Annotated in this window: 25 protein-coding genes; 19 read left to right on the top strand and 6 right to left on the bottom strand. The window is 39.7% G+C overall.

Translation table 11 applies throughout. The features are described 5' to 3' along the window. Positions 1-44: 44 nt before the first annotated feature. From N475_RS11155 to N475_RS11145, 3 genes are all read right to left on the bottom strand, one after another. Positions 45-1,787 (bottom strand): carbamoyltransferase family protein, encoded by a 1,743-nt coding sequence (locus N475_RS11155; RefSeq protein ID WP_063357805.1) that lies wholly within the window; start codon positions 1,785-1,787, stop codon positions 45-47. 82 nt (positions 1,788-1,869) lie between these two features. Then, positions 1,870-2,985 (bottom strand): ACP S-malonyltransferase, encoded by a 1,116-nt coding sequence (fabD, locus tag N475_RS11150; RefSeq protein WP_063357806.1) that lies wholly within the window; start codon positions 2,983-2,985, stop codon positions 1,870-1,872. 14 nt (positions 2,986-2,999) lie between these two features. After that, the gene (locus tag N475_RS11145) at positions 3,000-4,487 is read right to left on the bottom strand and encodes a PfaD family polyunsaturated fatty acid/polyketide biosynthesis protein (RefSeq protein ID WP_063357807.1); all 1,488 of its coding nucleotides are present in this window, start codon (positions 4,485-4,487) and stop codon (positions 3,000-3,002) included. Between the two features lie 272 nt (positions 4,488-4,759). Between N475_RS11145 and N475_RS11140 the strand changes: the two genes are divergently transcribed. The 11 genes from N475_RS11140 to N475_RS11090 all read left to right on the top strand — a co-directional run bounded on the left by N475_RS11140 (position 4,760) and on the right by N475_RS11090 (position 15,077). Next, a complete protein-coding gene (locus N475_RS11140; protein ID WP_063357808.1) occupies positions 4,760-5,272 on the top strand; it encodes a M23 family metallopeptidase in 513 nt (170 codons plus the stop codon). A gap of 236 nt (positions 5,273-5,508) precedes the next feature. Next, a complete protein-coding gene (locus N475_RS11135) occupies positions 5,509-6,282 on the top strand; it encodes an alpha/beta fold hydrolase (protein ID WP_063365291.1) in 774 nt (257 codons plus the stop codon). 308 nt (positions 6,283-6,590) lie between these two features. Then, on the top strand, positions 6,591-6,917 hold the full coding sequence (locus tag N475_RS11130) for a hypothetical protein (RefSeq protein ID WP_063365290.1): 327 nt from the start codon (positions 6,591-6,593) through the stop codon (positions 6,915-6,917). 304 nt (positions 6,918-7,221) lie between these two features. Next, positions 7,222-7,572, top strand: coding sequence for a hypothetical protein (locus N475_RS11125; protein WP_081232416.1), 351 nt, complete (start codon positions 7,222-7,224; stop codon positions 7,570-7,572). Positions 7,573-9,076: 1,504 nt separating this feature from the next. Next, positions 9,077-9,406, top strand: coding sequence for a hypothetical protein (locus tag N475_RS11120; RefSeq protein ID WP_063365289.1), 330 nt, complete (start codon positions 9,077-9,079; stop codon positions 9,404-9,406). A 165-nt stretch (positions 9,407-9,571) separates the two neighbouring features. Further along, positions 9,572-9,775, top strand: a complete 204-nt coding sequence (locus N475_RS11115) for a hypothetical protein (protein ID WP_162269594.1) — start codon at positions 9,572-9,574, stop codon at positions 9,773-9,775. 664 nt (positions 9,776-10,439) lie between these two features. Further along, entirely contained in the window at positions 10,440-10,775 is a 336-nt protein-coding gene (locus tag N475_RS11110) for a hypothetical protein (RefSeq protein ID WP_063357814.1), read from the top strand. A 106-nt stretch (positions 10,776-10,881) separates the two neighbouring features. Then, the gene (locus tag N475_RS11105) at positions 10,882-11,247 is read left to right on the top strand and encodes a hypothetical protein (RefSeq protein WP_063357815.1); all 366 of its coding nucleotides are present in this window, start codon (positions 10,882-10,884) and stop codon (positions 11,245-11,247) included. Positions 11,248-11,359: 112 nt separating this feature from the next. Continuing rightward, positions 11,360-11,662, top strand: coding sequence for a hypothetical protein (locus N475_RS11100; protein WP_063365287.1), 303 nt, complete (start codon positions 11,360-11,362; stop codon positions 11,660-11,662). 199 nt (positions 11,663-11,861) lie between these two features. Next, on the top strand, positions 11,862-12,536 hold the full coding sequence (locus tag N475_RS11095) for a Yip1 family protein (protein ID WP_063365286.1): 675 nt from the start codon (positions 11,862-11,864) through the stop codon (positions 12,534-12,536). A gap of 636 nt (positions 12,537-13,172) precedes the next feature. Beyond that, positions 13,173-15,077: a S9 family peptidase gene (locus tag N475_RS11090; RefSeq protein WP_063365285.1), complete on the top strand. Its 1,905-nt coding sequence runs from the start codon at positions 13,173-13,175 to the stop codon at positions 15,075-15,077. 90 nt (positions 15,078-15,167) lie between these two features. On the opposite strand, the gene N475_RS11085 is transcribed toward N475_RS11090, so the two are convergent. Next, entirely contained in the window at positions 15,168-15,983 is an 816-nt protein-coding gene (locus N475_RS11085) for an aminotransferase class IV family protein (protein ID WP_063365284.1), read from the bottom strand. A gap of 80 nt (positions 15,984-16,063) precedes the next feature. On the opposite strand from N475_RS11085, the gene N475_RS11080 reads away from it, so the two are divergent. From N475_RS11080 to N475_RS11065, 4 genes are all read left to right on the top strand, one after another. Then, entirely contained in the window at positions 16,064-16,417 is a 354-nt protein-coding gene (locus N475_RS11080) for a MerR family transcriptional regulator (protein ID WP_063365283.1), read from the top strand. Between the two features lie 112 nt (positions 16,418-16,529). Continuing rightward, complete coding sequence (locus N475_RS11075) at positions 16,530-16,856, top strand: hypothetical protein (protein WP_063357821.1); 327 nt, start codon at positions 16,530-16,532, stop codon at positions 16,854-16,856. 37 nt (positions 16,857-16,893) lie between these two features. After that, positions 16,894-17,280 carry a hypothetical protein gene (locus N475_RS11070; protein ID WP_063357822.1) on the top strand — a complete coding sequence of 129 codons (387 nt, stop codon included), beginning with the start codon at positions 16,894-16,896 and terminating at the stop codon, positions 17,278-17,280. 183 nt (positions 17,281-17,463) lie between these two features. Next, a complete protein-coding gene (locus N475_RS11065) occupies positions 17,464-17,853 on the top strand; it encodes a hypothetical protein (protein WP_063357823.1) in 390 nt (129 codons plus the stop codon). A gap of 26 nt (positions 17,854-17,879) precedes the next feature. Here N475_RS11065 and N475_RS11060 read toward each other — a convergent pair whose 3' ends face one another. Continuing rightward, positions 17,880-20,006 (bottom strand): winged helix-turn-helix domain-containing protein, encoded by a 2,127-nt coding sequence (locus tag N475_RS11060; RefSeq protein WP_155732573.1) that lies wholly within the window; start codon positions 20,004-20,006, stop codon positions 17,880-17,882. A 179-nt stretch (positions 20,007-20,185) separates the two neighbouring features. Between N475_RS11060 and N475_RS11055 the strand changes: the two genes are divergently transcribed. Continuing rightward, entirely contained in the window at positions 20,186-21,742 is a 1,557-nt protein-coding gene (locus N475_RS11055; RefSeq protein WP_063365281.1) for an MBL fold metallo-hydrolase, read from the top strand. 69 nt (positions 21,743-21,811) lie between these two features. On the opposite strand, the gene N475_RS11050 is transcribed toward N475_RS11055, so the two are convergent. Next, positions 21,812-23,356, bottom strand: coding sequence for a serine hydrolase (locus N475_RS11050; RefSeq protein WP_081232415.1), 1,545 nt, complete (start codon positions 23,354-23,356; stop codon positions 21,812-21,814). Between the two features lie 280 nt (positions 23,357-23,636). Between N475_RS11050 and N475_RS11045 the strand changes: the two genes are divergently transcribed. The 3 genes from N475_RS11045 to N475_RS26285 form a co-directional block, all read left to right on the top strand. After that, positions 23,637-25,034, top strand: a complete 1,398-nt coding sequence (locus tag N475_RS11045) for a LytR/AlgR family response regulator transcription factor (RefSeq protein WP_162269593.1) — start codon at positions 23,637-23,639, stop codon at positions 25,032-25,034. A gap of 65 nt (positions 25,035-25,099) precedes the next feature. After that, on the top strand, positions 25,100-25,450 hold the full coding sequence (locus tag N475_RS11040; protein WP_063357827.1) for a DOPA 4,5-dioxygenase family protein: 351 nt from the start codon (positions 25,100-25,102) through the stop codon (positions 25,448-25,450). A 137-nt stretch (positions 25,451-25,587) separates the two neighbouring features. Next, positions 25,588-25,922 (top strand): metal-dependent hydrolase (locus tag N475_RS26285; RefSeq protein ID WP_211270612.1); only part of this gene is annotated, 335 nt, incomplete at its 3' end.

Genomic DNA, 25,922 nt, shown 5'->3' with positions numbered 1-25,922 from the left:
TGGTGGTCGCCCAAGACCAGTTGTCGCCTTGGGCTCTGGTACTACTAGTTTTTCTCGTAAATAGTGTTGTTAATCACCAATACGTCGATACCAGACATTAAAAATACCGCCAGCATATCTTCGACTGAGTGCACGATAGGCTTACCCATGATGTTAAAGCTGGTGTTCAACAGCACAGGAACTCCAGTTATCTCTTTAAAATTTTGAATGAGGTTGTAATACGGTTCGTTCCATTCTTTTTTAACGGATTGCAGGCGACCAGTATTGTCTACGTGTACTACAGCGGGGACTTTGTTGCGCACGGCTTCTTTGAATACCAAAGTACGTTCCATATAAGGAGACTCTTGGTAGTTTTCAAAGTACTCATCACCATGCTCATGTAAAATGGACGGGGCAAAAGGGCGAAACTCTTCGCGAAATTTTACGCGAGCGTTAATTGTATCTTTCATATCTGACAAACATGGGTTAGCCAGAATTGAACGGTTACCCAAAGAGCGAGGGCCAAATTCTGCTTTGCCTTGCGCCCAGCCAATGATTTTGCCTTCAGCCAAAAATTCTGCGGTTTTCTTATAGACTTCATCTCCATAGTCTGTGGCTTTCAAATGCCCATACTGAGCAAGTTTTTGCAGAGACTTTTCTTTGACTTCTGAACCCGTGTAAGGAGATTGAACGGTGTTACTTGGTTTCCAGCTAGGGTTGTCTTGCTGGTAGCTTAAAAATGCAGCACCGATGGCATTGCCATTGTCAGCGGGTGCCGATGGTACAAAAATATTTTCAAATTTTGAACGCTCTAGAGCAGTACCCATAAACGAAGAGTTGAGTGCACAGCCACCAGAAATAGCAAGGTTCTTTGATGGGGCGTAGTCATATGCGGCGTTAATTAAGTCCATGAAGATTTCACCAAATACAAGTTGCCCCGTATACGCAAAGTCTTTATATCGCTCTACAGACTCGCCGGGCTCACGCGCCATGTTTTTGATTTCTTTCATGATGGCATTTAAATTTTTAGGCACTGCAAAATTGCCATTTTTAACTTGAAGCGATGAGCGAAGGAGGTCGTAGACCTTTTGGTCTTTTTGCCCATAAGGCGCAAGCCCCATAACCTTCCATTCTTCACCTTTAAGTGGATCAAAACCTAGGTTTTCGCAAATGATGGTATAAAACAGGCCAAGGCTTTTAAATGAGCGTTTTACTTTTATCGGAGCTGGCTTAATTTGTCCGTTCTTGTAGGTGTAATAAGCAATACTGCTCTTTTCACCCATGCCGTCGACAACAATACATGCAGCGTCATCGTAAGGGCTGTTAAAACATGCATTAGCCGCATGCGTTAAGTGGTGATCGTGGTAGCGTACATCAGTTGGCTTTTTGGTACGATAATTACCAACAATGAAATTTCGACAACCAGCTTCAAAAAATCTTGATAGAGTTCGCCCTGCGGCAGCTTGTGAAGCGCGAGCGAAATAAAATTGGTCTTTGATATCTCGGGTATTTACATCAATATTAAATGAGAAGGTTTCAAGAATACTCAGAACTACATTTTCTAAAATGTTGGTGCTTTTCTCACGTCCCTTACTCCAAGTTTTTGCGATAATTAACTCGGAGCAGTCTGCACAGTGTGTTTTTAGGACTTCTTCAATGTAATATGGGTTGTCTGGTAAACAGTATAGCCCGCGTTTGTAGCCTAAAAAACGTTCTGCGTCTTCAGCGAAAATTAGTTCGCCTTTTTCGTTTACGATTGCAATTGCAGGGTCGTGGAATGAGGTTGCTAAGCCAATGTAATATTTCATCGCTGTGGTCCAAAAGTATTGTTAGAGTTTATTCTGTTGATGACTTGGATGTGCCCAAGTCATTGTATATATTAATAAAGCTTTAGGCTGATGCAGCAGTTTGTTTGATGTGCTGCATTGGCGTTATCTCGTTTAAATGAAAGTATCCGCGAAAACCGTGCAAAAAAATTGTAGGGCGGTGCCCAAAAAGCAAGGTTGCATTAGTGCGGGTGGTATGCCGGTTCGAATTGCCGTTTATCTTTACTTCAGTGCCAATCGGGTAAGTTTTGTTCCAATGTGCTACTTGCTGATGTGGCGCAAGTGGTTTTGTAGCGACATTGATGGTAGTGACAGGGTTGATACTCGTCACCAAAGAGGCGTTTTTTTGGATACTTTGTACAAGCTTGGTGAGTACTTTCTTCGGTCCAAGTTCGATAAACTTCATCTCTCCTTGGCGGATTAAAAATTCGATACTTTGCGTCCACCTTACCGGCTGTGTTATTTGTGCAATCAACAACTTGGCGATATCTAGAGGTTCAATTGGCTTAGCTGTAACATTATCAATAACCGGCGTGTGGGGCACAGAAAAATCAAATTCTTGGATGTAGCGAGCAAACGCTTGTTGAGCGGGTGCCATGTACCGAGAGTGAAAAGCACCACCAGTGTTAAGCTTGATAAATCGACCACCTAGCTGTTCAATAAATTGCTGACTTTGTTCAATATCGTCCACAAGTCCCGAAATAACAATTTGATCTGGGGCATTCAGATTGGCAACATCGACATTCATTAATTGGTTGTCACACAAACCCGAGCGTAGCTTTTCCTCATCTAAATTTAGCACTGCTGCCATGGCTCCAGGGGCCGCTTGGCTCATTAATTCGCCGCGCTTTTTAACAAGCTTTAGGCCTGTTTCAAAATTAAAAGCGCCAGCTGCAAACAATGCGTTGTACTCACCTAAGCTATGACCAGCGAAAAAATCGGCTGGAGATTCATTTTCTGTCTGATGCGCCAAGTAGGCTAGGGCACTCACGGTGTAAAGTGCTGGTTGGGTAAATTGTGTTTTATTAAGTTGCTTGTTTGGATCATATAGACATAAATCACTGACAGAGTAGCCGAGCACATCATTTGCTTGTTCAGCTAACTGTGGGAATTGAGCAAAGAGCTTTTTACCCATACCAACGTACTGTGATCCTTGCCCAGGAAATATGTAAGTTTTCATATTGCCTCCGTTTTTTATGCTGTGGCTTGGTTTAAAGCCAGAAGCTGCTGTGTTTTGATACTTAGCAGGGTTGCTGTGTCTTGCATTAACTTTTCGGCAATTTGAGCGACATAACGATTTTGCCATTGCTCCAGTTCTGTGCCTTTGACCCACTGGTTAAATGCGCCCAATGCAGGCCCTGTGTGTACTTGAAAATTGACACGTGATTGCTGTGTACCAGCAAAAGCTTGTTTCATGCTGGTGGCAAAATACCAGCGAAATACTCGGGCCATTTTGAATTTACTGTCTTGCTCAGCACGCTCGACATCTTGGAGGCGGTTTGATTCCAAAAGGTACTGTTTTGTTTGTTCCCACACTTCATCAAAAGATAAATTGAAATACTTGTCTTGCAGTTGCGTCTGAATTTTATCCGGCAGAGAATCAAGAGAGTCATACTGCTGATAAAGCTGGAATAGTTTGTTTGCTCTCGCCGCGAAAAATACGCCTTTTTTTAGAACTTGTACTTTGGCACCTGATTCAAACATATCGCCTGCTGGGGCGTAATCGGTATCCTGCACATTTATGTCTTGAAGCATGGATTTGACCAAGTCGGAAGTACCAGCCTCAACCGTGCATTGATTTATGGAGCCTGTTAAAATGAAGTCTGCGCCCATCATGAATGCAGCCGCTGCTGAAGTCGGCGTGCCAATTCCACCTCCAAGGCCCACTCTTGGTTTATGAGCAAAGTCATATTTTTTGATTTTTTGGTCTCGTAAACTTTGTATCGCTGGCAGTAATACAGAAGGAAGGCCTCTATCTGTGTGGCCACCTGAATCGGCTTCTACACATATGTCGTCGCACATGAAAATCAATTGGCTCAGCTCAACTTGCTCTGGCGATATTTTACCGAGTGCAAAAAGCTGTTGCACAATATGCAGAGGAGCAGGGCTGAGAAAATGGTCAGCTACTTCCGGACGAGAAAGTTTGGCAATGATCTTATTTTTTGTTTTTACTTTGCCCTGTGGATCCTTGAATATGCCTTGCAATCGATAAAGGACGAGAGCAGGAGTTAGGCGAATGAATGCAGCAGCTTCAATACAGCGAATACCATATTTTAGATAGAGTTCAATAGTAGCAAGTTCTAACTCCGGTGAGTCTAAATTAGCGACCAAGTTCATACCATATGCTTGACCTTCACAGAGGGTATTTTGAATATGGATAATATCTTGCTCGATATCTTTTAGACTTCTTCCACCTGTACCTAAAAAACCTAAAAACCCAGCATTAGCTAATGCAATTACTAATTCCTTTGACGCAATACCGCGGTACATACCACCAGCCAAATATGCGTATTTTATGCAATAGTCATTTCGAAAATCTGCGCTTCCCAAGCTCAGTGGTGAAATTACTGGCATATTTGTATCGCTGGCACTCTCACTATTTTTAACTGGATTTTTGTTATTTTCTTGTTCACAAACAGATTCTAAGGACTTTTCTTGTTCCTTATTTGTAGTTTGCTGCATATTTTTTCCAATTTAGATCACCGATTCTTATCACATGGTGATACATAATTATGAAAGCAAAATGGAGGAATAAACCAAATTTTTGTAGTGCTAGATTATTAGTTTGTATTTTAAACAAAGAAGTATTCAGCACTTTTTAAGGAGTTTTGGTGTTTAATCTACTTTTAAAGGCTGATTTGAAGCTAAATTATTATTCTTCGTGCAATTTAAGCAATAAAACTATTTCGGTTTTCACCTTTTTGGGTGGCAATTTTTTTAAGGAGAGATCGTAAATGTACGCAAAAAGCACGCTACTAACTCTTGTATCTATCATCATTTTAGGTCTTTTGATACCGCAGCGTAGCGAAATACCGGTTCGAGGAGCGACTTTACATGATTGGCATGAAAACACATTTTGGCATGAGCCTTGGGGGAGTTCTGGTGTTCATAAAGGCATAGATATTTTTGGTAAAATTGGCACAGGAGTTATCGCTGCTACGGACGGTATTGTTATCTATGAAGGGGTGGTGAAAAAGGGAGGGAAGGTTGTAGTAATACTCGGCCCTAAATGGCGTGTCCATTATTACGCTCATTTACAAAGTTACTCTGTGAAACAGGGGCAATGGGTTCGCAGGGGCGAACTGTTAGGGCGCTTAGGTGATTCTGGAAATGCTCAAGGAAAACCCGCCCATGTTCATTACTCAATCTTATCATTACTGCCGCTACCTTGGTTGGCCACTACCGAAACACAAGGCTGGAAAAAGATGTTTTATCTAAACCCTGGTCTTATTCTTACGTCTGAATAGAAAGAGAGTTACTATATTGTTAGCGACTTTACGAAAAAGGCGGTGTTAATGCTTATTATGGTAGGGTGCGCGTAACTCATTGTAGAAATTAAAGTACCATTATAAGTGACAGCTATTCTAAGCACTGTTATTTTTTAGGTGAATACTGATTTTTTTTAAGAATGGTGCAACCTTTAAAGCAAGCAACAGTTGCGCGGGCGTTTTCAGGTTCATAGATGTTCATAAGGCGTATTCTGATGATTAACAAGGGTGATTATATAGAAAGCTGCGGTTCTCATATTTATTTTGAACTTACAGGGAATCCAAATGCAAAACCTCTACTTATGCTCCATGGAGGGTTAGGTTCAACAAGGGATCTTGTGACTTTACATCCATATTTGGTCGAGGACTATTGCTTAATTAGCGTTGACTTTAGGGGTCATGGAAAGTCAATTTTGGAAGGCCCTGCATTGAGCTATGCTCAGTATCAACAGGATGTATTAGATGTATTGTCTCATCTAGGTGTAACAAGGTACTCAATATTTGGTTTCAGTGATGGCGGTATTGTGGGCTACCGATTGGCTGCGCAGCAAACAGAGCATGTCGTAAGCCTGATTACTCTTGGTTCGCAATGGCGATTGGAGACAGATGATCCTTCGATTGACATTTTAAGTGGCTTAACTGCTGAATATTGGAATGAAAACTGTCCTGAGGACTTGCGAACTTACAATGCTTCAAACCCATCTCCAGACTTTTCGCGTCTTCTAAAAGCAGTGAAAAGCGTGTGGCTTGATACAACCGACTTAGGCTACCCCAAAAACTTGGTTAAACAGATAAGCTGCCCAACTTTAATTATGCGCGGAGACAATGATTTTTTGTTTTCTTTGGACGAAGCCGCTGCTTTAAAGGCAAGTATTCAAAATGTCGATTTTGCCAATATCCCATTCACGTCACATGCTGCTCATCAAGAGTCGCCTCAGTTGGTTGGTACGATTGTTAGTGAGTTTTTGTCTCAATCTAACCTTGAATAGCCTGATAAGCGTAACCGTGGCGTAATTTTCTAGAAGCGCCATTTTAATGTTAGCTAAGTCACCTCCTTGCCTGTAGTAGAAGCTTTTAGCTCGCTTCTATTGCTCCGAACGTAAAAGGGCCTGCCGACGAGGGTTATTGTGTATCTTCATAGTTTAAGTATCACTTTTAGTGACAAGTAAAGGCGTTATTGATATCGTTCGCGCTAATTCTAAATTCAATTCTCTGACAGTTACTCGTTAGCATAGTTAAAGTACTCACTATCCAATGTTGGTTCAGAGAAAATTTATATTTTTAAAGGAGATTGCGTATGGCGAGAATAATCGCTTTATTGGCTTTACTTATGTGTTCTAATTTGGTCTTAGCAGGAGCGCAAACTGGAAAGATAAAAGACATTCGGGTGCGTGATGATGGCCTACACTGGTTTTTTTTAGAGGGAGAGAGCACAAATAAGCCAACTTGCGCAAAAATTGGATATTGGATGATCAAAGATGAAAAAAGTGATTATGGAAAATCTCAATTCAGCATGCTTCTTTCTGCATATATGGCAGATAAAACAATCACGGTTGTTGGAGCAAACACTTGCACACGTTGGGCAGATGGAGAAGATGTTAGCTACCTAATGCTGACTAAATAGTAAATAAAGTCGTTTGCATTTGAGGCAATATTCATTGTGAGCGCTTTCCCTTTGTGGCATTTTGTCATGATATTTAGTCACTCATTTGACTTACTTTTAATTTTTCTATGGTGATGACTAGTAGAGCGGTTCATTTAAAATTTTTGAATTAAAATAAATGAAGACTTAAAGGATTTTACGGTATTATTATAGCAGTGCTAAAAGTGCACTCTATATTGAGTGCAACATTCAATTTTTAGCTTGTTGAGTACGTTAAAACTCACTGATTTGCCATGTAACAAACACTTTATCAAAATGAGATGTAATGATGAAAACTAAGTTATTTTTAATGTTGTTAGGGCTTACTGTGTCGCAATTCTCTTATGCGTCATCTGTTGAGCGGTCTAGTAAAGGGGTTATAAAAAACTTAATAAGTTATGCCGATTATGGCAACGGAGATGTATTCATCTCGCTACCGACAAATGGTGCAACTTGCAGTTACGGATACTATGTCAATAAAAACAGTGCGGGCTTTCAAGCAAACTTAAGTATGCTATTAGCTGCTTATCACTCTCAAACCCCTGTTTATATTCATGGCTTTACTGCTGAGAGTAAACGATGGACAGGTTCTAATAGTCCTGTTTGTGAGATTTATTCGGTACAATTCGAAAGGTAGTGTAATTAGCTTGATTAACTCCTGTAGAGCGTTTTAGATGTTGCCTTTAGATTTTTAGATCTGTCCTTTTGAGTACTCGATGTGGATGTAGACTTCGTGTGTTCAAAAAGTTTAAAGCCTGTAAGCTGGAATAGAGTGTGTTTACAGGCGACCATAAATACTTTTGCTCAGATGAAATACCCCCTGAAACTTTCTATGCGGCATATGTTCTAAATGGAAGTGCAGTAGGCGTAAGTAGTATAGATGTTAGCCCTATTAAAGTTGAATTAGTAGATAGTTTGTGACCTAGCTGTATAGACTTTGATTGGCTAAATACCCTGCTCAATGCTGTGATTGTCGCAGCATTGATGTTTTTAATTTCGACTTGTTAGCTTTTTATAATGGTCTGCTCAATTATAATTTACGGTGTTGGCAATAAAGTAGAGGTACTCTCTCCTGAGTCTTTATTGGACCTTTAAAAGCAACTTAGGCGTCTATGGTGGTTTTATAGAACCTGTCTCAATACACATGCAAAATTTACTCGTGTTTTGAAGGCTTATGATAGAAATGGAAAGCCTCAATTCTCCAAAATTACTAATTTACTTACATCATTTGTTGTGCCTTTGAAGTATGCGTTTTATTTCAATGTTAACAACTTTTACTGCAAAAAATCACGAACTCTTGCCTAATTCTTATTCTTAATCAGGGCTTGTCAGTCACAAGTGCTTTAAAGTATCCAAATGCTATTCGTGCGTTTATCTGGCATTTAACCAATATGAGCCAATTTTACTTTTCTACTTTTATCTGCTGAGCCATCATGCTGGTGTGATCTCATCAAAATTAAAGTTCAGTATTCACAATTTACGTCACCATGATTGCAAAATTATCAACTAAATAGGCTGTATTTTAAAACTCTCGAAAGCCGCAGCTTGGGGGGCAGATGAGGGTATCAGCTTTGCAAAAAATAGCTTAAAGCGTATACTAGCGCACTTTGCGTACCTAAAAAGGCTGACAGTGCCAAGGGCTGTGCGCAGGTTTGAAACTCAAAATTGGTTTGAAATCTATTTAATAACAGTGACTTATTGTATGTCGAGTAGAGCCTTATTAAAGAGATCTAACTGTGTGTGGTAGTTTTTGTTCCTGTGAATCAGGCGCAAAATATCCATTTGGGGAAACTTGAAATCAATCTTATTAGGGCCGTTGGCGATTATAGTGGAAGCGCATATGACGGGACAATTGAATTGTGGTTTACATCAGCTCTTGAGTGCTCATAACAGGCCTGTACAGATACTCGCCACTCAACACCAGTACATTATTCGTGCTACTTATATGGCTTTCGCAGCGAATAAAAAGGTGTCGACTCGACTTTAATAAACGTGGCGGTGCTTGCGAAGTCTCGTATTTAGATATTTTGAAATAATTAAAGGGCAGTTTATTAATCTTAGCTAGCAATCGCTAGTAGTTTAATATACTCCCAACATTGATGAGATGACTCTCAATTATTAAGTATAGAGGTAAAAAGGCAATGTTAAAAAAACTCGCTCTAGCGATACTATTTCTACTGCTATCAGAGCAAGCATTTGCATACGACGGGTGGAGCAGGGGGGTTATTAAAGAGATCCGCCTGCAGGCCGGGCGAATATTGATTATACAAGAAAATGCGGCAAATCCGGGAAACTGTAGTAATACAGATTACATAAATTTGCATCAAGGTGATGCTGTACATCTTAAAAATATGTATTCAGCTTTACTTACAGCTTATGCAACCAAGTCTAACGTACAATTGGCTTTAACGGGGTGCACAGGGGGCGGAACCACTGGATACCCAATTATCAGCGAAGTTTGGATTTTGTGACCCACAAATTAATGGAAAAACTTAACTAGGAGTAAGCATGAAAGTTTTTAAGTTTTTAAGTTTTTGATTGTATTAGCTTTTTCTTTTGTTTCTCAAGCTTATGCTATTGGAGTTGAGAGCGCAAAAGTATTGACAATTCAAACATATACAAATGGAACTGTTGCTGTGACGACTGATAAACAACACTTTGGTCCGAGCTCTTGTAATAGTAAAGCGAAGTATATAGTACCGGCAACTGACAAGGGCTTAGCCAATACTCTCAGTGTATTATTGACGGCTAAAGTTGCTTCAATGCCTGTAACAATATATTTGCATGATAGCGTATGTAGCTCGGGTTATCCGATGATTACCAGTATCATTATTGAATAGTTAGGTCAAAACTGCGCCACACTATGCTCTGATAAACAATGTGGCGTAACCCTTCCATAGTAAATTTTTTATTAGAGTGTGTATTGTTTTCGCTGCCTTTGGTGCAGCAATAACATGCTCCCATATTGAGTTTTAGTCTCGGCTCAACATAGGCAATAAGGTAAAGTTTTTTACTTTTAATCGTTCGATAAATGCTCAGTGAGCTATTTGCTTGGTTGAATCAACTAGCTTTACTTGTGTCACCTTATCTATGAATCGTGTAATCAATATGTTTTATAGGGTTTTCGAATCGAATGGAACATTGCTAAAGTTTCTTGCACTATTTCAAAGCTAACGCGTGTTACCGGAGCATTAATGATTAGAAAGACCGTTAGTTACCTTTGTAGGGTAGTGTTTAACGTGTACACCTTTCACTCAATAATTTAAGCCAAAAAAATCAATGTAAATGAACGAAAACTCGGAGCAAGTGACGTAACGAAGTTGAAAATTAAGTTTGCATTATACTTCAAAAGGATACATGCGTATTGCTACTCGGCTTTACCCATCTGATTAAGTTAGGGTCCAGTGTCGCGAGAACCCATTAAAGCTGGTAGAATATGCGCGCGAAAAATAGGCAGTGTAGCTACTGAATATTGGAAATTTTATTGTAACTCTGGAAAATTAAATGAAAAAAATAGTTTTTCTGTTGGCTTTGTTCTTAGTACCTAATGCATGGGCTGCTGTACTGACGGTCAATAATGCCAGCGTAACGTCTGTAAAAGTATATGAAACGCCTGATGATTCATTGAATGTATGGCTATTTATAAATGGACAAGGGCGCATTGGACCTAACCCAGACAACACCAGCGTAACATGCGAGTTATGGACGCATGACAAAACAGTTCATTCAACCGCGCTGGCTGCATTAATGAGTGGAAAAAAGGTGAGTGTGAGTTACGTTGATAGAGGCGATAAATCGCACTGGTGTAAAGTAAGAGAGCTTGCGATTTCTGCTAACTAATTTGAGACAACCGTAACACCTGTAAGTGTTGCGATATTACACTTCTATATGGTCTTGCTCTATATCATAGGAATGAGGCCCTTCTCTAAAGTACCATTTAAACTAGATGAAAAAGTCAGATAAAAAGCTAGAAAAAGCCATTGTAAACGCGCTAACAGAAGCATGTGAAGAGGTGCTTAAGCAGTATATTGGATTCGAATGGTTAACTCATTTTGTCAATTTTCAAACGTATCCAGAAAGTCTCTCTGTTGTCTGTGTTTTTGATAATCAGGAAAGCTTGCAGCGAGTAATCGATTCGGGCAAATGTGATCACATTAAGGCCCTAATTGAGAACAAGCTCATATCAGCTGGTGTCAAAGCAAAAGGAGTTAAAAAGCGTATTGTGTTTGATACAGAAGAGGCGTGTCACAGTCAACATCAGGGTAATTGGAACAGGCGATTTGAAGGGTTACACAATGCTCGCCATGTATAACTTTGCTCATGAGTTTATTGCGTAAGAATGTATAAACTTAACTTTTTTGCTTGATTAAGGCCATATGAAAAACCTATTTAAATGCTTACTATTTAATAGTTTAAGTGTTCTAGTGTACTTTGTATTCTTCTCGATACTTTGGGACAAAGTGTTTCCTTATTACTATGAAGAGGTTCTTTCTGAAATTTTCATAATTGGTTTGGCTTTGATCATATCTATGCCCTTAATTTGGGCGTTGTACAACCCTGCGGGTATTGGTGGGCATTTTAATGAGCGCTATTTAAAATTTTGTAAGAAGGCAAGTTTGGCAGTTATTGCGATTTGTTTGATGGCTTTTGTTTATCAACATAGTGGTATCTCGTCTGGCATTTCAAGTGAAAGTAAGTATTACAAAGTAGTGCCAATGAATAACTAAATATTAATCTAGAGTTTGAATATAAAACTCAGTGTTTTTGCATTTTTTTAGAGACGCCAGTCTGGCGAATCAAATTTTAGAGGCAGATTCGCCGAAATAAAAAATAGCGCTCATAAAAGAGCGTGTTGGAATTTTTTTTAGCGCTTCATTTAAGCAGCGGCGCATTGCAAACTAATTAGAGTAAAATCGAGTAAATAAAATGGATCAAAAAAGCAGCCAATTGGAATCTTTGGAACCTGAAACAAGTAACCTCTTTCCACGATTGAATCCATGGCTATCTATATGGACACAACCAAGAGCCACAATACAACAAATTATTGACTCTGGATGTGCCAAATATATTTTACTTTTAGTGATGATATCCGGCGTAAATAGCACATTGGATAGAGCTGTTTCAAAAAGTATGGGTGATGATAAAGAGGTGCTTGTCATTGTCGCTATGTCTATCGCAACAGGCGCTTTAAGTGGCGTTTTTTTCTGGGCTTTAGGAAGCGCTGCAACAAGGTTGATAGGTAAATGGCTTGGGGGAGTAGGGACATATGAAGAGCTGCGAACAGCCATTGCATGGTCAAATGTTCCTTTAGTATTGTCCCTAATGTTATGGGTGCCACTGATTGCAATAGCGCCTAATGAAATCTTTGCAACTAACACACCGACTATAAACGCAAATACAATAAAGTCAGTGTTATATTGGGGCATTATGACAATTCAATTGGTGCTTGGCATTTGGTCCTTAATCTTGATGATTAAATGTGTAGCGCAAGTGCAAGAGTTTTCATTTTGGCGAGCTTTCTCAAATCTTCTTTTAGCGGGTGTTGCTCTTGTTGTTCCGGTAGGTATTGCTATCGCGATAGCTATTGGGCTTGGTAAATAAATGCCATAGCGCAGTTTGCTTTATATAGTGAACAACGTATATAAAGCCATAGTTTCTTAAACTAAAAATTGGGCAGGGCGCTACCTAGCACAGTTGAACCGTCATTGCCCAGTATCCCTGTCTCGAACTACATTGTTTATGGGTATTTCACCATTCTTTAGTGCCTGAGCGAATTTGCCTTGCTTATTTTAAGAGTACTTCACTGTTTAATTCTCGACGCAGTGAATGCTTAGCCCTTTATCTAGTTCCTACTCTAAGAGTTTCTGTACTTGCCTCTGGCTAATTAAACTTTGTCGAACCAAAAGGTTTTAAAATGGATAATACAACTGGGTTTATCTTGGTGATCGTAAGTGTGAGGTTACGTGTCAATAATGCAAATAGACAGGCTCAAGTGTGATTGCCCACGTTGATGGTTCAAAGTATAGATTTTTGCGGCTATTGAAATGCAGGGCAATAATGGCGTAGCAACTATGAGCAAGTGATAGCTTAACAGGTTTGTTTATTCAGAAGTGGCTTATCTATATAGGGTTGAAATTTAAAGAGTTATGAAATGACAATTTTATTAAAGCAGTATCTTTTATGTTATAACATATTTATGTAGTCTAGACTGGTTTTTATTTTTGGAGGCATTTCGCGATGTTGCGAATTCTATTGTATGCTAGCTTGGGGCTAGCTGTTGGGGCTGAGGCATCAGCAAATGAAGTGATGACGCCGGAAAAGCTTTGGCAGATAAAGCGTGTTAGTGCGCTAGGTTTAAATAAAGAAAACACCCATGTCATCTATCGCGTTACTACACCAAGTGTAGAGATGAACAACTTTGATAGTAAAGTTTATCAAGTACCAATTAAAGGTGGTTCAGCTCAACTTTTAGAAGCTTACCAAGGGCTTTTATCGGATGACAATATTTCTCCAGATGGCAGCAAAAAACTATTCCATGACTCAGTTAAAGTAGAAGCCATTTTATCTTCTGACAAACACAAAGATTTAGGAAGTTCAAACGCATATGTTTTTGACGATCTGAACTATCGTCATTGGGATACATGGAAAGACGGCAGTGTTAAACATGTATTTTACCAAAACCTGAAGACTGAAGAAAAAGTCGATATCATGAAAGGCAAGCCTTTCGATAGCCCAACTTCACCATTTGGTGGTTCTCAAGACTATATTTGGGGCCCTAAAGGTGAAAATATTTACTATGTTAGTAAAAAGCTGACGGGCGTAGAGTATGTTACTAGCACTAATACGGATATCTATCGTTACAACCTTGCGAGTAAAAAGACCACCAACCTAACTAAAAGCAACCTGGGTTATGATAAAAGCCCTGCTTTTTCGCCCTCTGGCAAGCTTGCATGGCTTCAAATGGATGAGCCGGGGTATGAAGCGGATAAAAACGACATCATAGTGATGGCGAACAAAAAGAAAGTCAACCTGACAGAAGATTGGGATGGTACCGTTTATAGCTTTAAATGGAGCCACGACGGCAAGCATATTTACTTTGTTGCACCAACGGACGGTACTATTCAATTGTTCCAAGTGCCAGTTAATACTCGTTCAAAAGCTAAACCTAAAATCAAGCAATTGACGAAAGGCCAATTTGACGTTAATGGTATTGTTGCTGCTCTGGACGGCCAGTTAGTTGTAACACGCAACAGCATGAATAAAGCTAAGGAAATCTATAAGTTTAACTTGCGTAACAAAAAGATGACTGCGTTGACGCAAGTGAATGAAACGTTCTATGCAAACTTAGATCTGCCAAAAGTTGAAAAACGCATGGTAGAAACCAAAGATGGCAAAGACATGTTAACTTGGGTGATTTATCCACCTAATTTTGATAAAAGTAAAAAATACCCGACGCTACTTTATCTACAAGGTGGTCCGCAATCTTCGTTGTCGCAGTTTTATTCGTTTCGTTGGAACTTCCAAGTGATGGCGTCGCAGGGCTACATCGTGGTTGCACCAAACCGCAGAGGTATGCCTGGTCACGGTGTTAAATGGAATGAAGATATCAGTCAAGATTGGGGTGGCAAAGCTATGCAAGACTACTTGGATGCGATTGATGACATTGCCAAAGAGTCTTATGTGGACAAAGAACGTATTGGTGCGATTGGCGCAAGTTTTGGTGGGTATTCTGCATTTTACTTGGCGGGTAACCATGATGGCCGATTCAAAACCTTTATCGCACATTGTGGCATCTTTGATACACGCAGTATGTATGGTACTACTGAAGAGGTTTTCTTTGTAAACCATGAGCTTGGTGGTGCTTATTGGGAAAAAGACAATGGTGCTGAGCGTAAGGCTTATGCACAATTTAACCCAATAAACTTTGTCGATAAGTGGGATTCACCGATGTTTGTTATCCATGGTGGTAAAGACTATCGTGTACCACTAGGTCAGGGGATCCAAGCTTTCCAAGCGGCTAAATTACGAGGCTTACAAAGTCGATTCTTATATTTTCCTGAAGAAAATCACTGGGTACTTACGCCACAAAACGGCATTGTATGGCAGCGAGAATTCTTTAAATGGTTAGAAGAGACGCTTTAAATAGCACCTAAATTAACCTTTGGCAGTTATTACCAAGAGGCCCCATTTATTGGGGCCTCTTTGATTATATCGTATCAAACCTTTTGGTATTTAAACTCGTTCAGCTGGCTCTTGTTTAAGCGCGTGGTGAAGTATTGATACCAATTGTTGAGATTGTTGAAACGGTGTCGACATAATTTCACTCACTTCAATTCCCGGTGTCCAAGAGTTCATCAAAGCTGCGCCTTGGAAGTTTTTTAATCTATCTAGAGTAATTGCTTCACTGCGTTGAGAAATGTTCAACTTGTTAAGTTGACGCTGTAGGATTGCCATCATAGTGCCTTTTAGCATGTGTGCTTTTGGCCAGATAACTGAATCACCATCCCAAAATGCGAGGTTCCAAATTGTGCCTTCACTCAGGTGGCCATTATTGTCTATGAAAATTGCATCATCAAACCCTTGTTTAATTGCTTGATGCAAATAGTAAGTTTTGCCAATTTCCCCCACATGTTTTATATCGGCTAAAGGTCTCTCATGTTGAATTGCTGACAGTCTTAAAGGACCTAATGGACCGTTTTCTGGTTTAGCGGTTCTCACCATAACATGGGGCTCAGCATTCATACTGTCTGATGTAAACTCCCCATGGGGAGAGTAAATAGTCACAGTGAGCGATTGGTCGGCTGGCCCGTTGTCAATTGCCGCGCGAATAAAACTGCAGATCATGTCATTGGTATGAGCATGATTATAAAGCTCCAATGATGCTTTACTTAGCCTCTCTAAATGTAAGTCCAACCCCTTGACCATCTTGTTTCGTACTTGAAGTGCCGTAAAGTGAGCAAATCCACTGAATGCCAAGCTCGATATATTTGATTTGACAATGGGATGTCCGTTTATAAAGTTTTGGGGAAAAAATGATTGGGTGTTCATATTGTTATTTCCTGATTGAAACAGCTCTTGCGTGGGGGTAGCATAAACCCTGACAGTACTGTGAGGGTCAATAGTGAAGTATGAAAATAGGTGAGCTTTCAAAAATATCTGGTGTAAGCGTAAGGATGCTGCGTTACTACGAAGAGCAAGGATTGTTGCAGCCTAGTCGCACTGCTGCAGGGTATCGAGATTTCAATCAACAAGAGATCCGCACATTAGAGCGCATCAAGCTACTGAGCGCTGCTGGCATGAACTTGAATACAATCTTAGAATTCTTACCTTGTGTTAGAGGGAATGCTCTGGTTTTTGAACCCTGTGATGAATTAATTGAACTTTTACACGCCCAAATTAAGCAGGTTGATAAAAAGGCGGCAGAGCTGGCTGCCAGTCGGCGAGTGCTTATGGGTTTTCTAGACGAGATTGATGGAAGTTAGCGTTATGTTGAGTGGTTCTTATTTGTAAACTGATCACTTATATTCAATTGCAGGTGAATGTGTTTGACGGTATAAATCACTTATTAAGTATTTTTGGGATTTTTAAACTAATATGGAAATGCTCATCCATTCATTAATTAGCTCAACGCTAGACACTATTGTGCAACTTATTTTGGCAGCTGTACTTTGGGTTTTCTATTTGAAGCTGAATGAAAAGTACGCTGAGACATCAAAAAAGGGAGTGCTAAGTATTGCCAAAGGTAGCAAATATTTATCATTATCTATCATTGCTCCTGTTTTACTTTCCATGATTTCATTGTTAGTTTTAGAAGATAATTATGAGCATTATATTTGGTATCTAGTAAACCTGCCTCATACCTTTTTGACTCTTTTTTCCGTGGTATATTTTATAAGAGGAGTTCGTAATTTTGACCTTTAGGAATTTTTTGAAGTAGCATTTAAAGGTAAATATTATATTGAATTTAAATAACTTTGGTTTTGTCGATCTTGCTCTTGTGCTCATAATTGCTCTATTTGTCATTTATCCAAATAATAGTGAGGTTGGTATAGAGTATACTCAAGGGGTCATAGCCGATCATACTTACTGGGGGCGGCGCCATAGTTCTGCTATCAAAGTTAAGTTAACAGAGAATGGCATGGTCCGATTTACCAGTGTCAGAAAACGTTTTGCTATTGTTGATACTCCAAATATTAATAGGCAAATCAATGAAATGATTTCTGAGTATCCAACGAATACGGTATGGATGTACGTGGAAGATGGCGTTCCTATCAAGTCAACTATCGAAATTAGCAATCTGTTTAAGCAACATGGTGTCGAAAAGTTTGTTTTTGGAAAGCTATGATAAGTGCGCCTTGTTTGAACTCTTGTTTTTAGTCAACATACTTTGATGCTCTTTTAATTAACAGTTTAAATAAATTGTAGAAAAGTAATATTTGTACAGAAAGGCGGTTTTTGACACTCCGCTGACCTATTCGGAGGACTTTAAAGTCCTATACTGGCAACTGATTAAACGTTACTAAGATAGATGAAATACATTATTTTATTACTATTGCTGCTAACTTCCTCATTTGCGTCTGCCTGTAAGTGTGGTGATTTTGGCATAGAGCTAAGCTTAGAAAACAGCCAAAAGGCGTATATCGGAAAAGTGATACATATCCAATCTCTTGGAGAAAGTGGACGAGTGTCTGCTTCAATTAGGGTGTCTGAAAAATTTGCAGGCGATGTATATAACGTCGAAGAGGTTATTTCTAGAGCTACTAGCTGTGCACAAAAGTTCTCGATAGGTGAAGAGTACTTAGTTTTCGAAGGACTAAATGGAGAAGTCACTCAATGTAGTATGCGCAAAACAAATCGCATTAAAAATCTAGCGCATTATATTGAAACATTAAGAGTTATCCGGGATTTAGGACTCTAGGTACTATTTGCCTTCTTTTAATAAGTCTAAAAGGTCAACTCTACTACATCCTGATTTACTTCAATCACTTGCTCGATTAATACTGTATTGTCGCGTATATCCGTCAACTTCCAAGCAAAGGGCTTAAGTGGTATCAGCTGCTTTTTAAATTCACCGCTAAGCGAATACGCAGATAAGTAACCAGTACTAGAGTCGTAGCCATAAAACAGTGATTGTTGCATAACTAGGCTATTGCCATTTAAGGATGGTAGGTGTTGAGCTTTTTGAGCTTTTTGAGTTTTTGGAGATAAATCACGTTTAAATACTTTGCCTGAGAAGTCACTGTAAAAGAGAAATTTGCTGGTTGGCCAGATATTTTTGGCATTTTCAACAGGGTATTGTGAGAAAGCATATGTATTGAAATCAAACTGCCAGAGTGATTTCGCACTTTCCGTTGTTCTGGAAGTGAAGAATAGACTTGTCTCATTTGGCCAAGCAACAGCTTGATGCATAGAAACATCGTGAACAAAGCTTTCTACATTGCCTTTTAAATCGATGATTTTGAGAGAGCCATCAACAACGATCGCAATATGTTGCCCATTTGGAGACCAAACAAATCGCTCAAACTTAGCTTGGCTTTCAAAGTGACTCAACTGCTGTGATTGCTCACCGTCCCAAAGCCAAATTTCACTGTGACCACTGCGTGTGGATATAAATGCAATAAGCTCACCAGCAGGTTGGTATTTGGGTGATATTTCAAGGGCTTTGGTACGGGCAATGCTAATGTATGGCGTTACACGTTGATTAATTCCTGGCTTGTTATCTATTTGAGTGCTTTTAACAATGGACAATTCGGCAATATCAATATCTTTGTAGCCCTTTACAGCTAAGAGTTGCGGCTTTGTCGGGTGTTGGTAAGCGCTCAGAATACCCTTGGTAGTTGATTCATACTTACTAAGTTGGCCATTCAAGCTGAGGCGATATAGCTGGCCTTGGTTTACTGCAATAAGGCTATTATTGGACATTGAAGCGTGAATATTAAACCGCTCCGTAAATACCGAGTTGCCATTGAAATGTATGGTATTTTGCTGAACTATCGAGCCCTGATTATCAATAATCGTTATTAGGTGCTGGAATTGGTCGTTGTATCCAAGCACTATAAACTGAGACTGATTGTGATCGTAGTCATAGGTATAAATTGTCATATCAGATGGCTTGAATAGTTCAGTAGCAGCTTGTGCTGTCGCACTGTATCTGAACAAACCCGTTTGGCTTTGAGTGATGTTCAAATACGCATACTGATGATTGGGTAGCGCGATAGGACGTTCAATTTGTTCATTTTGACACTGAAGCCTCACAATTGCAGGTTGCGGGTTATGTAATGACGCGGCTAAATCCAGCATATTAATCTGCCAACAATTGGCTGTGTGGGGTTCATGCTGGGACGTTGATGCTTGGTTGCAATGCCGTTGTTGAGTGTAAATCAAACTACGACCATCTGGTGTGAATCGTGTATTTCTATAAAAACCAGCTTGTTCAGTTAAGCGACTTTCGATACCTGTTTCCATGTGCTTGGCCCAAATATGACTTTGGCAAGAATTTTCATGGCGATTAAACACAACGTATTTCCCATCTGGGCTGTAAGTTGCGTTACTTTCGAAAGCGTCTGTATGCGTTAATTGCTTGATAGACTTTATTTTAAGCTCATTCGATATGTTTACTGAGAACATAATGCCAAAGAATAAAGTAAAACTGATAATAGCAATCCATATCCTCTTGTTAATGGAGTTAGGTATTGCGACCGCTAGTTTGGTTTGTTTATCACTATTTTGCTGCCATCTTACGTCCACCATAAGTCGATAGCCTATTTTAGGATGTGTGGCAATTATGTGGGGCGACTTTGCGTCATCTCCGAGGACTTTTCGTAGGCGAGCGATACAGCGCTGCAGTGCGTTGGGTACGACTTCCGTACCGTGCCATACTTGATCCATGATTTGCTGGTGGCTTACAACTTGATTTGGGTGTTGGGCAAGTAAGTACAGCACTTGCAATACTTTCGGCTCGACCTTAGTACTGGTCTTGTCGTAAATGACCTCAGAACGAGTCAAGTCAATGAGAAAATCGTTGATGTAAAAGCATGAAGGTGAGGTCATAAAAATAGAATTACAGCTCAAAGTAAGTCCGAGTATATGAATATCAGCGTAGGATGTCGAGTGCCTTTGTGCACCGTAACTCTTTGTAAAATATGCATATCAGTTATTCATCATAATTTCATCAGTGCGCCTTTGTTGTACTGGTTAGCCGTTCAAGCACAGTACTGACTCTAAATTCGCATAAGTTAAGGAGTCATACTATGTGTATACATTCAAAAGCTTTTATTTCAAAAGTATCAAGAACCATTCCATACTTAGTTGGTGGGGTTTTAGCTATGCATTGCCAGTACTTAAAAGCATCTGAGGGAGTGGAAAAGATAATTGAACGAGCGGTTGCTGCATACGGTGCTGAGGCTTTATTGTCTGTAGAACAGATGATAATCGAAGAGCAGCTTTTTCGTTATTCACAAGGACAAAGTGGTTTCGCAGCAGAAGGTTTGCATGCTATTCAACTACACGAATATGACCAACAGTTAAAAATCAACTTTGAAGCGAAATCTAAAACCTTTAAACGTGGCGATAAAAGCTTGATTGGTAACTATGGCCACTACAATATGACAGTTATAGATAGACGTGTTGATAAAAACTTAGGAGTAAAAATCGATCACTGCTTGCAATCATTCCAACAGTCATCAAGTGTGAACTGGGATTCTATTGCGTTGGGAATGGAAAAAGGAGTTGATACCTTAGTAGTAAAAGCTTTGGCTACGAATAAAGCAAACTCGACTAATCAAACAGAAATGTATATCAATGGCAGAGTCCATGATGTATTCACTCAAGTAACTAAGGGCGTCGCGCAAACGTTCTTTTTTGACAGGAACACAGGGCTTCTGTCTCGTGTGATTAACAAAAAAGGCGGCAGATCTACACGTTATGACTTTATGCAGCACACCCGTAATCAAGATGGGGTCGCTTGGGCAAAACAGACCTTAGTAACTAAAGATGCCCGTCCGAGTTTGCATGTTCTGTCTCGCGATATTTCGACAACGAAGGACAAATCCAGCTTTGTATTGAAACCAAAAGATTATAAACCAAACACACCTGACGCATTTCTTGAATTCGCAGAGCCAAGTGTGAATCAAATCGCAGCAGGCGTATATCTAGTTGGACAAGGTTGGGGATTCACGCTGTTTTTTGATATTGGAGATTCGTATGTATCTATGGGCGCTTGGCAAATGCCCAACGATACATTTACATGGAAAAATAGAGTGGCACAACTACAGCAATTTACAGGCAATAAAAAGCGAGTTTCCCATTTTATTGTTACTCACCATCATGATGATCACTTAATGGGCTTAAAAGAAGTAGTGGACCACGGTGCCCAATTGCTTCTTTTGCCTGAACACCTAGATGCCGTTCAAGAGAGCTTCGAGCAGCAGTTGTCACCTAATGAATATACTTTGGTACAGGAAGGCACTCGAATAGAGCTAGGACATCTTCAACTAATTGACATACCGAGCAGCCATGCTGATCATAACTTAGTTGTGTATTTGCCAACACAGAAGGTGCTGTTCGCTGAGGACATGTTCGGAAGCAGCTTTGAGCATGGCTTTCATTCTCCGAATAGTTGGCCGAGCCGCGACGTTTATTATCGTAGCCATACGTTGAATAAAAAGATGCTACATCTTGGCTTAGACATAGAGCAATATGTATCTTCTCACCATGGTCGCGTGTTGTCCAAAGCTGAATTCAACCAATCACTACAGCTATTTTGCCCAGATAACAAAGAGTTGAAGCGTCGATTGTTTGCACAGTAGATAGGGTTATTTTTTATAACAAAATAAAGGGCCTGAGCAGGCCCATTGTACTCCTTTTGAAAAAAGTCGTTAGTCTGTGCGTTTTATTAAATTCAAATCATGAAAGTTATAAGAAAAGTCGGTGCTTCGACTTACTGCTTTCATCTTAATACCTTTAACCTTGCCTTTAAAATTTACTTCGAAGTTTACATATGCATCAGCATTAAGTGTGCGATCTTTCCATTTGGCTACAAAGCGATTGCCTTGGATATGTTCTAGCGTGCCATTTAGTGCCTTACTTCTGGAAAATTTAATAGTCAGAGTGTTGTTTTGTATGTCCACGAAAACATCACCATACCAGTCGTCATGATAGCGGCCTGTATAGTTTTCTAGTGGTAATGTGGGAGCGTCATTTTTACTTTTCTGTAGTTCAGCAGTTGCTTGTTTGGGAATTTGTTTTGACTTATATCGATTTCTTCCATCGATATAGAGGTCAATATAGTCTGTCGGGTTGTCAGTAACATAGCTTTCGAGAATTGTTGCAGTTAACCCTTGTGCGGCTCTTGACCACTGGTTGGTTAAAGCCACAACGGCAATATTTTTTTCAGGCAAAAATGCAATGTGGGATGTCATACCTTGCACTGCGCCGCCGTGAGAAACATGTAAATGGCCATGGAAATCCATGAGTCTCCAACCCAGACCATAGGCTTGAAAGTGCGTTTGGGAGTAGGTTTTCGCCATGTAAGATACTTTTTGTAGAGTTACAGGTTGCCACATTTCTTGATGTTGTTTTTGGCTAATAAGCGTTCTACCGTTAGGAAGCTGTCCTTTGAGTAAGTGCAATTTTGCCCATTGAGCCATTCCTTCAATGCTGCAATGAATGAGATCTCCTTCTTTGAAAAACGCGGTCTTTAGCTCTCCATCAACTTCCATATGAGGTATAGCGCGCTCTGAAGACGCCACAATTCGGTCTGAGTGAGCAACACACCCACGCATATTGAGTGGTTTTAGGATTACTTTTTCAGCGTACTGATCCCAAGGAATACCGGTAATTACACGAATAACTTCTTCAGCGACAACGTACATTAAATTGTTATATGCATAACTTGAGCGAAATGAACTTTCAGGTTTTAAGTGACGAAGTGCTGCAATGATTTCATCTGGTGACGACTTTGCATCTGGCCATTGTAGCAGGTCACCTGCACCTAGGGGCAACCCTGAACGGTGTGTAACTAAATCCCTAATTGTAAATTCACGTGTTACCCACGGGTCGTACATTTGAAACTGAGGTAGGTAGTCAATGACTTTATCATCCCATTTAATCTTATTTTCATCTACTAACATTGCCAGCGCTGCTGTTAGAAAAGACTTCGTAATTGAACCAATTTGAAACAATGAGTTTTGGTCTATTGGCTTTTTATTAATTATGGATTGTACGCCATACCCTTTGGCGTGAATAACTTTGTCTCCTTTTATTACGGCCAATGCAATACCTGGAACATTGAGACCGCTTTGCGCTTTGGCAACCAGTGCATCAATCTGTTGTTCTTCAAATTCTGCACTTTGGCAAGGTGATGCTATGATTGCATGTAAAAAAATAACCCCTGTGAAAACCGATTTTTTGATATAGTTCATTAAAATTGACCTTTTAAACGCTAGCTACAATATTTCAAGGACACTAACGATTTCTCATTATTTTTCTAGTACTTATATGCAAGCGGTAGAATATCTTCTGCAAGTGGCACGACAATCTCAAGAAGTGCTATGCAAAGCTAAATTATTCGAACACCATATCGTTAAGGCGCACATTGGTTATCTATTTTGCGCTTTGGGGCTGCTTTTAACTTCACTAAGCCTTAGCGCAGAAGGAATTAATAAGTTTCAAATTCATAAAGTTAAGGTGTGTGGAGCTGATATGGAATCGGTAGGAGTGCCTCATTCTTCTCGTCAAGACTGCCAAATTAAGACAATAGATGACGTTGACTCGAAGGCCAGATTAGTTTGGGTAATCGCATCGTTTGATTTAGGCGTAAAATTTGAGCAAGAAAGGGGCCCTAGAAAACCGCTTGGCTTATTCATGTCGGCCAAGGCCTCTGCTGAATTTTACTTGAATGGGGAGTTAATTGGGCGTAACGGACTGCCAGCTGACAGCATTGAGTCTGAAGAATCGGGTATAATGGATACGGTTGTATATTTACCCGAAAATATACTCAAGGCATCTCAAAATGAGTTGGCTATCAAGCTGTCTTCACATCACAACGTTTTAGGCTTTGAGCAAATGATTCAACGTTTGATAATAACCGATTATGCGTCACCTCAAAATATGGTACTTCGTCATTACCTTCCTACGTTTATCCCATTTGGTATTTTACTTATTGGGCTCTTGTATTCTGCGTATTTACTGGTATTGAGAGAGGGGGCAGGGCAACCGGCATTGTTAACAATCTTTTCTTTTTTTGTTTTGGCACAACTCGCGATAGAAGTTTCGCGAGGTTTATTTGCATATCACTACCCGTTTCATGAAATAAGAGTCCTTGCTATTTTGCTTTTGGGAGCTTGTAGCGGTGGGTGTTTGTTACTCTATATAGCAAATAAATTTTTGAATAAATGGAATTTTGCGATTGTATGGTTAGCCATGTGTGTAACGGCTGTGGCTACCTATACTGCAACCACGATGGAAGAAAAAACCACTGTCGCTATTCAGGTACCAGCGGCTTTTAGTGTGCTTTTGATAGCAAATGCGATATTGCGTAAATACAAAACGGCGAAAACTTATGGTGTGGCCTTAATAATGTTTTCGCTTGCCCTGACATTAAGGCCTAATCAGTTTCTAGATGTGTATTTCTATTATTTTATTGCTGCGTTGTTTATTTTCTTTTTAGCGGTGCAGGCAAGTGACTATAGGAAGGAAAAGGCACAGCGTATTATTGAGCAATCTCGAGCTCAGCATTTACAATTAGCTTTGGATGAGATTCAGGAAATTAAAAAGCCGACGAAACTGAAACTCAATCAAGCAGGTAAAATCGAATGGGTAAATTCAGATCAAATATGCTTCTGTAAAGGCGCTAGGGATTACGTTGAATTGGTTTTGTCAGATCACCGAAGTGTATTGCATAACGAAAGCTTAAGTTCATTGGAAGAAATGTTGCCTTCTGTATTTTTGCGGGTACACCGTTCATATTTAGTCAATACGCGTTTTATCCAATCTTTAGAAGGTGCATCATCAGGTGGAGGAATACTTAAACTTTCTACGGGGGATGAAGTACCCGTAAGTAGAAGAATTATGCCATCCGTACGTAAAGTGCTTTGCTAAAGGAATCAGGTGTCGAAAAATAGTAAAGGTGAGATTGAAGTTTTATACTTTTAAGGAAGACTCAAATGCTTGAAAATAAAACCCCAGTGAATAAATACACTGACTATCATGCACATGTATATTTTGATGCATCTTCTCGTGCTTTAGCAAAAAATATATACCAAGAAATCTTGGACAATTTTGATTTGAAAATTGGTACATTTCATGAGAAGTGTGTTGGACCTCACCCGCACTGGAGTTTTCAAATTGCATTTCAGTCAAAAGATTTTGAACACGTTATTCCCTGGCTTGATAACAAACGGAAAAACTTAACTGTACTTGTACATGCGCTAACGGGGAATGATTACCAAGACCATACGGAGTTTGCATATTGGTTGGGGGAACCAGTAAAGCTTGAGCTGAGTATTTTTTCATAGACTTCAAGAAAAGCCTCACCAATCTAAGTGGGTACAATAGGTTTAGTTTGTATTCAGAGTTGGATATGTATAATTCCAATGCAAAGAATGGCTTATGATTATCTGCCATGATATTTTAACCTAAATCGGAATTAACTATGTCGCCTGGCGCACTTGTATTATTTAGTTGGTTAGCTTCGGCTGAACTTATTAAACATAGAAGAGAAAGGATTCTGGTGACTTTATCCGGGGCCTTACCAGATTTAGATGGCATTGGATTGATTGTGGATGTCATTACAAATAAAACGAACTTTTACCTTACTTATCATCACTATCTTGGGCACTCAATTTTTGCATGTCTGACTTTTGCAACCTTTTTGACCGCATTGGCCAAGCGGCAAAAGCAGCGGGTCTTTCTCCTTTGCTTAATTGTATTTCACTTTCATATTCTCTTGGATGTGATTGGCTCAAAATGTTCTGCGCAACTAAATCA

This window comes from Pseudoalteromonas luteoviolacea DSM 6061 (assembly GCF_001625655.1).
Taxonomy (GTDB): domain Bacteria; phylum Pseudomonadota; class Gammaproteobacteria; order Enterobacterales; family Alteromonadaceae; genus Pseudoalteromonas; species Pseudoalteromonas luteoviolacea.
This window is presented reverse-complemented; position numbering and strand designations above follow the sequence as displayed.